This is a genomic window from Streptomyces sp. NPDC056222 (assembly GCF_042264065.1).
GTDB lineage: Bacteria > Actinomycetota > Actinomycetes > Streptomycetales > Streptomycetaceae > Streptomyces.
On record NZ_JBHJTL010000084.1, the window covers coordinates 22,005 to 33,786 of the forward strand.

11 protein-coding genes are annotated in these 11,782 nt (G+C 71.4%); 8 read left to right on the forward strand and 3 right to left on the reverse strand.

The features are described from left to right. The first annotated feature begins 126 nt into the window (after nucleotides 1-126). The gene (locus ACFC0D_RS29845) at nucleotides 127-936 is read left to right on the forward strand and encodes a dienelactone hydrolase family protein (RefSeq protein ID WP_376442471.1); all 810 of its coding nucleotides are present in this window, start codon (nucleotides 127-129) and stop codon (nucleotides 934-936) included. A gap of 233 nt (nucleotides 937-1,169) precedes the next feature. Here ACFC0D_RS29845 and ACFC0D_RS29850 read toward each other — a convergent pair whose 3' ends face one another. Further along, on the reverse strand, nucleotides 1,170-2,234 hold the full coding sequence (locus ACFC0D_RS29850) for a substrate-binding domain-containing protein (RefSeq protein WP_376442473.1): 1,065 nt from the start codon (nucleotides 2,232-2,234) through the stop codon (nucleotides 1,170-1,172). A gap of 210 nt (nucleotides 2,235-2,444) precedes the next feature. Here ACFC0D_RS29850 and ACFC0D_RS29855 point away from each other — a divergent pair, with 210 nt between their 5' ends. Together ACFC0D_RS29855 and ACFC0D_RS29860 are read left to right on the forward strand one after the other, a co-directional pair. Next, the gene (locus ACFC0D_RS29855) at nucleotides 2,445-4,904 is read left to right on the forward strand and encodes a polysaccharide lyase 8 family protein (protein WP_376442476.1); all 2,460 of its coding nucleotides are present in this window, start codon (nucleotides 2,445-2,447) and stop codon (nucleotides 4,902-4,904) included. 215 nt (nucleotides 4,905-5,119) lie between these two features. Further along, on the forward strand, nucleotides 5,120-5,905 hold the full coding sequence (locus ACFC0D_RS29860) for a hypothetical protein (protein ID WP_376442479.1): 786 nt from the start codon (nucleotides 5,120-5,122) through the stop codon (nucleotides 5,903-5,905). A gap of 193 nt (nucleotides 5,906-6,098) precedes the next feature. Here the strand turns inward: ACFC0D_RS29860 and ACFC0D_RS29865 are convergent, their stop codons facing one another. Further along, on the reverse strand, nucleotides 6,099-6,758 hold the full coding sequence (locus tag ACFC0D_RS29865) for a response regulator (protein WP_376442482.1): 660 nt from the start codon (nucleotides 6,756-6,758) through the stop codon (nucleotides 6,099-6,101). Nucleotides 6,759-6,881: 123 nt separating this feature from the next. Between ACFC0D_RS29865 and ACFC0D_RS29870 the strand changes: the two genes are divergently transcribed. The 3 genes from ACFC0D_RS29870 to ACFC0D_RS29880 all read left to right on the forward strand — a co-directional run bounded on the left by ACFC0D_RS29870 (nucleotide 6,882) and on the right by ACFC0D_RS29880 (nucleotide 9,423). Continuing rightward, entirely contained in the window at nucleotides 6,882-8,081 is a 1,200-nt protein-coding gene (locus ACFC0D_RS29870; protein ID WP_376442485.1) for a sensor histidine kinase, read from the forward strand. After that, nucleotides 8,078-8,734 (forward strand): response regulator, encoded by a 657-nt coding sequence (locus tag ACFC0D_RS29875; RefSeq protein WP_376442488.1) that lies wholly within the window; start codon nucleotides 8,078-8,080, stop codon nucleotides 8,732-8,734. The genes ACFC0D_RS29870 and ACFC0D_RS29875 overlap by 4 nt, the downstream gene beginning before the upstream one ends. Before the next feature lie 281 nt (nucleotides 8,735-9,015). Next, nucleotides 9,016-9,423: an ATP-binding protein gene (locus tag ACFC0D_RS29880; protein ID WP_376442491.1), complete on the forward strand. Its 408-nt coding sequence runs from the start codon at nucleotides 9,016-9,018 to the stop codon at nucleotides 9,421-9,423. A gap of 118 nt (nucleotides 9,424-9,541) precedes the next feature. Here the strand turns inward: ACFC0D_RS29880 and ACFC0D_RS29885 are convergent, their stop codons facing one another. After that, entirely contained in the window at nucleotides 9,542-10,345 is an 804-nt protein-coding gene (locus tag ACFC0D_RS29885) for an endonuclease I family protein (protein ID WP_376442494.1), read from the reverse strand. A gap of 430 nt (nucleotides 10,346-10,775) precedes the next feature. Between ACFC0D_RS29885 and ACFC0D_RS29890 the strand changes: the two genes are divergently transcribed. Beyond that, on the forward strand, nucleotides 10,776-11,375 hold the full coding sequence (locus ACFC0D_RS29890; RefSeq protein WP_376442497.1) for an RNA polymerase sigma factor: 600 nt from the start codon (nucleotides 10,776-10,778) through the stop codon (nucleotides 11,373-11,375). Between the two features lie 23 nt (nucleotides 11,376-11,398). Beyond that, on the forward strand, nucleotides 11,399-11,752 hold the full coding sequence (locus tag ACFC0D_RS29895) for a hypothetical protein (RefSeq protein WP_376442500.1): 354 nt from the start codon (nucleotides 11,399-11,401) through the stop codon (nucleotides 11,750-11,752). The last annotated feature ends 30 nt before the right edge of the window (nucleotides 11,753-11,782 follow it).

Genomic DNA, 11,782 nt, shown 5'->3' on the forward strand with positions numbered 1-11,782 from the left:
CCGCCATCGTCCCCGTACCCCCGCCGTCGCCCGCGCGTACCGCTTGCCGTCGGATGGCGAGATTACCCCTGAGCTCGGCGATCCGGCCCCTCAACGGACCGCCGGGCGCCGGGCCACGCTGTCCCCATGACAGTTGATCCGATCAGCGACTTCACCCGCCGGAGCGTGACCGTGGGGGAGGTGGAGAAGACGGTGTACGTGGCCGGCGCCGGGCCCGCGGTCGTGGTGCTGCCCGAGATGCCGGGCATCAGCCCCGACGTCCTGCGGCTCGCCCGCTGGGTGCGGGACGCCGGCTTCACCGTCCACGTGCCCTCCTTGTTCGGGACGGACGGTGCCTTCCCCACGGTCGAGGGCGGCCGGGAGGTCGTCCGCCGCGCGTGCGTCAGCGCCGAGTTCCGTGCCCTCGCGGGCGGCGGCACCAGCCCGGTGACGGTGTGGCTGCGCGGCCTCGCGCGCCAGGCCCACGCCGCTTGCGGCGGGCCCGGGGTGGGCGCGATCGGCCTGTGCTTCACCGGCAACTTCGCCCTCACCATGGCCCTGGAGCCGGCGGTGATCGCCCCGGTGGTCAACCACCCGTCGCTACCGCTCGACGACCCCGGCGGACTCGAACTCGACGCGGCGGACGGGCGCGCGGTGCGCGACCGGCTCACCCGCGACGGACTCACCGTCCTCGCCTACCGCTTCGAGGGCGACCGCTGGTGCACGGGACAGCGCTTCGCCGCCTACCGCGCGCTCCTCGGCGACGCCTTCGACGGGCGCGTCCTCCCGGACAGTGCCGCCAACCCTGCCCCGCCGCCCTTCTTCGCCGACCTGGTCGGCACCCCGCACAGCGTCGTCACCGCCCATCTCGTCGACGAGGCGGGCCACCCCACGGTCCGGGCCCGCGACGAAATCCTCGCCTTCCTGACCGACCGCCTGCAGCCGCCGGGCAAGTGACGCGCCGGATCATCGACAGCCTCGCCGTGCGCGTCGACGGCCGGAAGCCCTGGTCACTGCGGATCGCCGGGTGCTCGCGATCCTCGAAACCCCCGCCCGGAGTTCCCGATCGTAATCCGCGGAACCGATGACCGCCCGATGGCTGCGTACGACCCCCTACGGCCGCCGCCCCGCAGGCGCGGGTCCGGATCGTGAGAGCGTCCCGCCGCGCAGCGGTACGGGACGAGGCCGACTCAGCCTCCGCTGGACGAGCGCGCCCACAGCCGCGGAAGGACGAACAGCCGGTGCCGGGGCGCGTCGGGCTGCTCGAGTCTGCGTACGAGCAACTCCACGGCGGACGCGCCGACTTCGTGCTTCGCCGGGGCGATGGCGCTCAGCGGGATGTCGGCGAGCCCCGCCACCTCGTCGTCGTACGCCACGATCGCGACTTCGCCGGGGACCTGGACGGACCGCGCGCGCAACCTCCTCAGCAGCGCGAGCGCCTCGTTGTCGGGATGGGCGATGACGGCGTCGACGCGGCCGGCCGCCGCGGCGTCGAGCAGCTCCTCGACCGGGCCGTCGTACTCCGGACTCCCGGGGCCGGAATCGGCGGTGACCAGGACGGACGTCGAAAGGGGGGCTTCGATCCCGGCCGCGCGGACGCCGGCCTCGAAGCCCTCGATGATCCACTGCGCGGTCGGGCTCGTGCCGCGTACGAGCAGCGCGAGGCGAGTACGACCCGCCTCCGCGAGATGCCGCACGGCCAGCCTCGCCCCATGGACATGGTCGGACACGACATGGTCGATCCCGGCCATTTCGTCCGCCTCGGGCCGGCGCTCCACGATCACGACAGGGACGGGCAGTTGCTCGTACCAGCCACGTGGCCCCGTCGGGACCACCAGCAGTCCGTCGATGCCGTCGCCGATCATCCTTTCGACCTGCGTGCGCTCCTCGTCCGCGTCGTATCCCGAGATGTCCAGCACCAGTCGGGCGTTCCGGGCGGCGGCGGCCTCGCGCGCGCCCTTGATCACCTCGGGGTAGTAGTAGTCGGCGGACGGCACGATCAGCCCGATGACGCGCTCCCGGCCGCCGACAGGTGCGGCCGGATCCGCGTCGGCGGGCGCGGTCTCCGCCCAGGTCTCGGGGAGCATGGCCCCGCCGTGCACCCGGGCGACCAGACCACGGTCGGCGAGGACCTCCACGTCCCGGCGGATCGTGACCGGGGAGACGCCCAGCTCGGCGGCGAAGTCGCTGACCCGCAGGGAGCCCTCTTCCCGCAGCCTGCGCAGGATCGCCTGGTGCCTGTGTTCCGCGTGCACTTCCCCGCTCCCCTCGTACGACATCCCAGTTCAGAAGCAGTGTAGCCACCTCGCGATCGAACCTGTCTGTTTCTTGTCGAATGAATATGTCGCGACTGTTCCTGTCCAAACCGTTGCTCTCTTGCTTTTATGCGTGTTAGAAACCCCACGCTTACGAGCCAGCGACAGCGCCGAGGCAACGACGCGCTCCTCCCGTAAAGGTCGTCTCCCATGCCATCTCCCTGGCGTCGCCGCACATTCCTCCATGCCGCCGGTGGGGGCGCGCTCGCCCTCGGGCTCACAGGAACGCTCACGCACCCGTCCAACGCCTCGGAAGTCCTGGGGTCCGGGGGCGCGTTCGACACGTCCGGAACGTTCGAGACCGCGTCCGACGCGGAGTTCGACGCACTGCGCGCCAAGTGGCGCGACCTCATCCTCGGTTCGGGCTTCAGTCCGACGGCGGAGCCGTTCCGGACCATCCTCACCAGCCTCGGCACGACCGCTTCCGGATACGCGGCGACCATGGCTCCGGCAAGCGGCTCGCTCTGGCCCGGCCGCACCTGGACCGACCCGGAGCCCGACCTCGACGCCGAGTCCTACGCCTTCTCGGCGACCATGAACGACAGTTACAACCGGCTGCGCACCATGGCCGAGGCCTACGCCCAGCCCGGCACCGGGCTGACCGGGGACGCCGGGCTCCGCGACGCCGTCCTCACCGGCCTCGACCATCTCCACTCCGAGATCTACAACGAGAACACGACGCGGTACGGCAACTGGTACAACTGGCAGATAGGCGCCCCTCAGGCGCTGATGGACACCTGCGTGCTGATGTACGACCACCTGTCGGCGACGCAGATCGCCGACTACTGCCGGGCCGTGGACGCGTTCGTACCGGATTCGGTCTTCGCCTCGTACACGGGCACCAGCACCGGAGCCAATCGGGTCGACCTGTGTCGCGGGGTCATCCTGCGCGGGATCGTCGGCAAGGACACGGGCAAGATCGCGCTGGCGTCCCAGGCCCTGGCCCCGGTGTTCCCCTACGTCACCTCCGGCGACGGCTTCTACGACGACGGCTCGTTCGTCCAGCACCGCAACGTCCCCTACATCGGGGGGTACGGCGCGGTACTGCACGACGGGGTGGGCCGACTGCTCGCCCTGCTGCGCGGCTCGAGCTGGGAGGTGAAGGACGCCGGCACCCAGCTCTTCCTCGACACGATCGAGAAGGCGGTCGCACCGTTCATCTACAACGGCCTGATGATGGACAACGTCAGCAGCCGGGGCATCAGCCGCATCGGCACCAACGAGCACCAGCGAGCCCACGGTCTGATGGCGACCATCCTGCTGGTCGGCCAGGGAGCGAGCCCCGAGGAGAACGTCCGCTGGCGCGCGATGGTCAAGGGTTGGCTGCAGCGCGACTACCACTACCCCGCGCTGAAGAACCCCGGTCTGAGCCTCATCAGGGCCTCGCTCCTGCAGGCGCTGCAGGACGACACCTCCGTCAAGGCCGCCCCCGAGCCCGTCGAGCACCGGCTGTTCCACAACATGGCACGCGCCACCCACCGCCGACGCGACTGGGCGGCCTCCGTCTCCATGGCCTCGAACCGCATCGCCCACTACGAGTTCGGCAACGGCGAGCACGCCCGCGGCTACCACACCGGCGCCGGGTGGCTCTCCTGGTGGGGCAGCGACTTCGGTCTGGAGCAGTACTCGGACGCCTACTGGCCCACCGTCGACCCCTACCGCCTGCCCGGCATCACCGCATCGCGCAAGCCCCTCGCCGACGGCGAGGGCGGCAACTGGGGACAGCCCATGCCGGACGCCGCCTGGGTCGGTGGCACCACCGACGGCGAGTACGCCGCCATCGGCCAGCACCTCAAGGGCATCTCCAGCACCATGGTTGCCAAGAAGTCCTGGTTCTGCCTCGACGACTCCATCGTCTGCCTCGGCGCCGGCATCACCTCCGTCGACGGACACGCCGTCGAGACGACCGTCGACAACCGAGCCCTCGGCGCCACCGGCGCGCCGGTCCTCACGGTCGACGGCGAGGCGCAGCCCGTGGGGCAGGGCTGGACGGCCACCTTCGACGACGCCGAGTGGGCCCACATCGCCGGACAGGCGGGCTACGTCTTCCCCGGCGGCGCCAAGCTCAGCGCGGTACGCGAGGAGCGCACCGGCTCCTGGAGGGACATCAACACCGGCGGCTCACCCGACCCGATCACCCGCCGCTATCTGACCCTCTTCACCGACCACGGCATCGATCCGACCGACGGCGACTACGCCTACGTCCTGCTGCCCGGAGCGAGCGCCAGGACCACCGCCCATCGCGCGTGCGACCGCGGGTGGTTGCGGATCCTCGCCAACTCCGCCGACCAGCAGGGCGTACGCGTCCAGAAGCTGGGCCTCACCGCGGTGAACTTCTGGAGCGCGGGCACCGTCGACAGGCTCCGGGTGAGCGCACCCGCCTCCGTCCTCGTCCGGGAGCACCGCAACGGCACGGCGACCATCGTCGTCTCGGACCCCGCGCGCCAGGCCGCCTCCCTGGACGTCGTCTGGAACCGCAGGGTGAGCAAGGTGCTCTCGAAGCCCGCCACGGTCACCGCCGCCACGACCGGCTCGTCGCTAAAGCTCACGTTCGGCGACCTCACCGGCCAGGCCGGCGCACCCCAGAAGATCACCGTCCGCCTCGGCTGACACCCGGGCCGGAGGTGCTGCCCCTGGTCGGGCGCAAGTCCGAGGCAGGGGCAGCACCTCCGGGACGGTGGCCGGCGACCCAGTCGCCGACGGGCGAGTCGGCTCCCCCGCCGACGACGTCGCCACACCGCTCGCCCGAAGGCGGCGCATCCTCCCCCACGACAGCCCGGGTGCGCACCTCTCGCAGAAGTCCCGCTCCCCCACCGGAGGAATCCATGGACCACAGCAACGCCCACAGCGTCCCCCGCGTCTCCCCCTCGGACGGCAACCGATCCCCCGCCGATCAGCAGGCGCCGTCCCGCCGACGCGGACGCCTGGCGGCCCCCACCGCGCTGGCCGCGGCGCTCTCGCTCGTACTGGCGACGCCCGCGCATGCCGCGGTCGAGTGGGACGGTGACGCGGACAACGGAGGCACCGCCGTGTTCGCCTCGGTCCTGTGCGACTCCCCGTCGTACGTGTACCAGCCGGACTGGGGCGACGGCCGCGGAAAGATCTTCGGATTCACCAAGGCGGCGGGCTCCGAGCGGTGCGAGGGACACGGCATCGCCGGCCGCACCCTCACGTCCGGCAGGACGTACTGGTTCGGCTGGGAGTCCATGACCAAGACCGGCAACGCCCAGACCGTCTTCCAGTGGAAGTCATGGGGGACCGGCGACGAACACGACCAGAACTACCCGGTGATCATGAAGGTCGAGGACAGCCGTCTGAAGATCTGGTACGTCGCCCCGGGCGAGCAGTGGATCTCCGTCGGCAGCGTCGCCTGGACCCCGGCCACCTGGAACAAGATCGAGCTGGGTATCAATGCCCAGACCTCCACGAGCGGTTCCTTCGCCCTGTACGTCAACGGCCAACTGGTCGTCGACCGCCAGAACGCGCGGACGTGGGACCTCAAGGGCAACGTCCCCCGCTGGGGCTCCTACGGCTCCACCATCTTCGACGTCGAGTCGGTCCACTGGGTCGACGGCCTGAAGATGGGCACGACGCGGGCCGACGTCGACTGAAGCGTGTACGGACGCGGGCCGTCGGGGGTCCGGAGTCCCCGCAGGGCTCGGTAGCCGGGCCCGAGATGCCGTGCGGAGGGGCGGGGGGACGCACTCCGCACGGCATCCGTTCCATCGTCACCCGCGGACGGCGGACCCCCGCCTGTCGAAAGTGGGGGTCCGACCCCTGACTTTCGACAGGCGGAAGCCGGCGCTACGCCTCGTCGGTGGACAGGCCCGAGCGGTACGCGATCCGGGCGGCCTCGACGCGGTTGGACACGCCGAGCCGGGCGAGGAGCTGGGTGACGTGCGCCTTGACCGTGCCTTCGGTCATGCCCAGTTCGGCCCCGATGTCCGCGTTGGACAGCCCCCGCCCGAGCAGCCGCAGCACATCGACCTGGCGGCCGGTCAGCGAGGCGACACGTGGGTCGTCCTCGGCGGTCGTCCGGCCCCCGTCGCGGGTGGTGAGGTCGATGACGTGGCCGGTCACCGTGGAGCCGAACGCCGCGTGGCCCTCGGCGACGCTGCGCAGGGCTCCGAGCAGATCCGACGGCGGGGTGTCCTTGACGAGGAAGCCGACCGCTCCGGCCGCGAGTGCCTGCTCGACGTACTCGTCCTGGCCGAACGTGGTGAGGATCAGGACGGCGGGCGGCGACGGCAGCTCTCTCAGCCGTCGGGTCGCGGTGATCCCGTCCATGCCGGGCATCTGCACATCCATCGCCACGATGTCGGGCAGCAGGCGGCGTGCCTGGTCGACCGCGCTGTGCCCGTCCCACGCCTCCGCGATCACGCGCAGGTCCGGCGCGGAGTCGATGATCGCCCGCAGCCCGTCGCGTACGGCCGGGTCGTCGTCCGCGACGAGGACCGTGATCATGAGCTGAGCCTCATGGCCCCATGCTCGCCCGGATCGCGGACGCAGGCGACGGGACGGACCGGACGGGTGAGGGGCGTGACCGCTCGCCGTGCCCGAGGCACCCTCGCTGACTACCGTGGCGACATGGCCGCTACGCCGCTCTCCCGCTGGCCTCCACGGCGCGTCGACGCCCTGGTCACCGCGGCGGTCGTCGCGCTCGGCATCGCCGACTCCTGGGTGAAGCCGTCCAGCGGTCTGCTGACCGGTCTGCCGACACCGGTGATCGCGGCCTGTTCGGCGGCCGTCGGCCTCAGCCTGTGGTGGCGCAGGCGATGGCCCCATCTGGTGGCCGTGTTCGTGACGGTCATGCACGTCGTGTCCTTCACCCCGGTGGCGCTGGCCGCCGCGATGTACACGGTCGGCAGCCTGGACCGGCGTCTGAAGGTGCTGTTCCTCTACGGCGTCGCCGGGTTCGTCGCCGGTCTGGCCGGGCTGCGCGGAGGGCTGCCGGACGCCGGGATCCGGGAGGCCGCGTACTCGCTGGCCGCGATCGTCGGACCGCTCGCCGTCGGGTACGCGGTCGGTGTACGGCGCGATCTGACGGCGGCCGTGCAGGCCAGGGTGGCGGTGCTGGAGCGTGAGAACCGGCTTCGGGACGAGCGGGCGCGGGCCGAGGAGAGGGCCACGATCGCCCGCGAGATGCACGATGTGGTCGGCCACCGGGTGAGCAACATGGTGCTGGCCGCCGGCGCCCTGGAGTCGGGTCCGGCCGCGGGGGTGCCGGAGGCGGCCCGTACGGCGGAACTGATCCGGTCCGACGGCCGGCAGGCGCTGGAGGAACTCCGCGAGATCCTCGGTGTGCTCGCCCCCTCCCGGGTGACGGCCGGAGAGCCGCCCGAGCCGGCGGGAGGCGTACGGGCCGCGGTGCCGTCCGGGCCGGACACGGAGGAGCTGTCCGACCTCGTGGCGCATGCCCGCGACCGCGGACAGGAGGTGGAGCTGCGGGTGAACGGCCATCCGGAGATCCTGCCGCTCCCGATGCGGCGCGCCCTGCACCGGATCGTGCGGGAGGCGCTGACCAACGCCGCGAAACACGCTCCTGGGGCCACGGTGCGGGTGGACGTCGCCTGCCGGGCCGACGGCGTCCACCTCGATGTCGCGAACACGGCCCCTACGCGGCCCAAGTCGCCCGATCTGCCCAGCGGCGGGCATGGCGTCGTGGGCCTGACCGAGCGCGTCGCCCTGCTCGGCGGGACACTGACCGCTGGGCCGCGCGACGGCGGCTTTCTGCTCTCGGCCTTCATCCCCCACAGCCGGGGAGCATCCTCACGAGGAGCATCATGAGCATCCGTGTCCTGCTCGCCGACGACAACGAGATCACCCGGCGCGGACTGCTGTGGATCATCGACGCCAGTGGTGACATCGAGGTGTGCGGCGAGGCGGCGGACGGGGAGGAAGCTCTCGTGCGGACCGAGGAGACCGGGCCGGACGTGGTGCTGCTCGACATCCGGATGCCCAAGGCCGACGGTCTGGCCGCCCTCCCCCGGCTGCTGGCGCTGCCGAGTCCGCCGAAGGTGCTGATGCTCACCACCTTCCACGACGACGAGCAGGTGCGGACGGCGCTGCGCGCCGGGGCCTCCGGGTTCCTGCTCAAGGACACCCCGCCCGACGAGCTGCTGCGCGCGATCCGCGACGTCCACGGCGGCCGGGCGGTCCTCGGCCCGCCGGTCGCCAAGCGCCTGGTGGACGGCCTCGCCCACAGCTCGCCCGCGCTCGCGCCCGGGGAACAGGACCGGCTCGACTCGCTCACCGCGCGCGAGCGCGATGTCCTCCGACTGCTCTCCCGGGGGCTCACCAACAGCGAGATCGCGACCGAACTCGGCACCACGGAGGGGACGGTCAAGGGGTACGTGAGTGCCGTCCTGGCCAAACTGGGCGCGGACAGCCGGGTCCAGGCTGCCCGTGTGGCCTACCGGGCGGGCCTGGACACCGACTGACCGGCCCGCGGCCCCCCGCGACGCCCCGGCCCCCTACTTTCGTCACCTCGGACGCCGACGATGGACACCCCGGCGGGCTCCGATGGGCCGGGACGATGGAGTGGTGGCGCGGCACCGCCCTCCTCCTCTCCCTCCTCGGCAGGGCGGCGCCGCCCCCCAGGAGCTCGTTCATCCGAACGGTTCGGACCCTCGGGTCCCGCCTCCGGAGGCGAAGCGACAGAGACGCGGGGGGCCAGGGGGCCGTACCGCCCGTCAGGGCGCACCGAGACCGGGAGTCCATCGTGAACGCACACAGCGGCATCGCCGTCCTGCCCCGCCATCCCCGCGCCGCGGCCGACGCCCGCCACGTCCTCGGCCGGATCGCGCCCGAGGGCCACGACGAGGTGGACATGGCGGCCCTGCTCCTGAGCGAGGTCGTCTCGAACGCGGTCCGGCACGCGGACGGACCGGCCATCGAGATCGCCGTCGGCTACGACCGGGGTGCCGGTGTGGTCACCGGGGCCGTCTTCGACACGAACCCGCGCATGGGTTCGGGGGCCCGGTCGAGCCGGGACGAGGCGGACACGGACGAGACGGAGCTGGAGACGGGTCGCGGGCTTGACCTGCTGGATGCGGTGGCCGGGACGTGGGGTGTGGCCACGGTGGGCGACCGGGGCAAGTGGGTCTGGTTCCAGGTCCACGCCGCCTGACTCCGGGGCCGGGTGTCCGGGTGTCCGGGTGTCCGGGTGTCCGGGTGGTGAGCGTGTCGCGGTGGCCGGGGCCGAGCTCCGCGCCCGTGGCGGGAGCTCGGCGTACGTCAGGGTCCGTCTACCAGATCGCCTCCACCCACTCGGGGTGGTCGATGAACGGGTTGCGGTTGCCCTGGTAGGTGCCGTGGATGATGTCGTTGCGGCGTTCCTCGAAGGCGCTCGGCGGGTCCTGCTCGTTCCACTGCTTCAGGACCGAGAGGCGGCCGTGGAAGCGGACACTGCCGTTGGTGGTCGACTCGTTGGGCTCCAGGTCGGCCCAGGCGTCGTCACCCTCGTAGCGGACGGCCATGTAGAGGATCATGCGGGCCACGTCGCCCTTGTCCGCGTCGCGCGGCTCGAAGGAGTTCGAGTCCGTGTAGCTGCCGGGCGCGCCGCTCACCGCGCTGCCGCCGTTGTCGAAGTCCTTGTTGCCACGGATGCTGTTGACCTGTACGTCCGCGGGGCGCAGGTGGTGCAGGTCGGTGCCGGGGCCGGCCGAGGTGCCGAAGCTGCCGTGCGACTGGGCCCACACGTGCTCACGGTTCCAGTCGCCCACGTCGCCACCGTTGAGGGACTTGCTGCGCGAGGTGCCGCTGTACAGCAGGATCACGTTGCCGCTGTTGTTCGGGTCCTGGTCGGTGACCTTCAGAGCGTTCCAGACCGCGTCGTACGAGATCTTGTTCTGGCTGCTGATGATCGTGTGCAGCGAGGACTTCAGGCTCGTTCCTGTCTTGCCGACCGCGTTCTTGTAGTAGGTGCTGTCGTACGCGGTGGTCGTGGCGCTCGCGGGGGTCGCGGCGACTGTCGGAAGGGTGAGGCCGAGCATGACGGCGCCCACGGCTGACGCCAGGACCTTCCATCTGCCTATCTGTGCAACGGACATGGTGGGGGATGCCCTTTCCTGGGGACGGCCGCGCAGACCGCGCGGTGCGGCTCAACGGCACTGCGATCTACGCGTGTTGACTTCTGGCCACCGGGAGCGTGGCATGGCGGCGGGGTCGGCCGTGTAACTGGGAGAAGGCTTTTCCGTGACGTTCTCGCATACGGCGCAACCGCGGCCCGCGGGACGGTGAACTCCTCCGGAGGTGAAGAAACTTCGACCGGAGGCGAATCCTTTCCGGACCTCCCCGCCTCCTATCTGCGAACCGGCCGAACGGGCCGACAGAACCGGGAGGAAATACCCATGATGGTCACCGGCATCGTAGTGATCGGAGCCCTGCTCGTGGGCGCGTGCAGCTGGCACCTGACGCGGCGCTACCGGAGCCGGAGGTGACCAGGTCTGCGATCGGGGCACCCTCCGATATGACTAGCTCATGAACCAACGCTTCCGCTGGCCGGACGAGCGGCTGATCAAGGCCGCTCAGAACGGTGACGTCACATCGCTCACCACGGTCGTCATGGAATCGCAGCCCCATGTGCGCAAGTTCGCCAGATCGCTGTGCGCCTCGCCGCAGGACGCGGAGGACGCGGCGCAGGAGGCGCTGATCATTCTCTATCGGAAGATCGGCACCTTGCGGGCCACTGGCGCGCTTGCCTCATGGATGTTCCGGATCGTGCGCAACGAGTGCCTCCGTCACGTACGGCTCCTCACCTCGCGGAACGACGAGGCGTCGGCCGAACCGGAGGCGTCCGCGGGGCCGTCCGCCGAGGACGCGGTGCTGCGCAGGCTCGAGGCGGAGCGGATCGCGGCCGCGGTCGGCTCCCTTCCCTTCGACCAGCGGCAGGTTCTGATCATGCGGGACGTTCAGGGCCTGCCCGGCAGGACCGTCGCCCATGCGCTCGGTCTGAGCAACGCCGCGATGAAGTCGCGGCTGCACAGAGCACGCGCGGCCCTGCGTCACGCACTGGCCGCGACCGACCACGCACCCGGTCGAGCCGCCGACCGGCCAACCGAAGGAGACTCACCACCGTGAACATCGTGAAGTCCGCGCAGGGAGTGAAGGCGCCGGCCACCGCACCGTCCGAAGCGTCCGAGGCCTTCGAGGCGCCCGAGAGGAACTTCGCCAGCAAGTCCGTCCCGCGCCACCTGGCGCGCGGCGCGATCGGCTTCGGGCTGATCATCGGCTCGATCGCGCTGGTGCCCGTCGCCGGCCCGGCCACCCTCCTGGCGGCCCCGCTGGCCCTGATCGCCTTCCGCGGGTGCCCCACCTGCTGGATGGTCGGCCTGGCACAGACCATCTCCCGCGGACGTCTGGAGCGCCAGTGTGTGGACGGCGTCTGCACCCTCACCAAAGCGACGGCCATGGACGAGCCGGCACTCCACGGCAAGGTCCCGGCCGCTTCCCGGTGACCGGACCCGCGGCGCCCCGCGGGCCGAAGG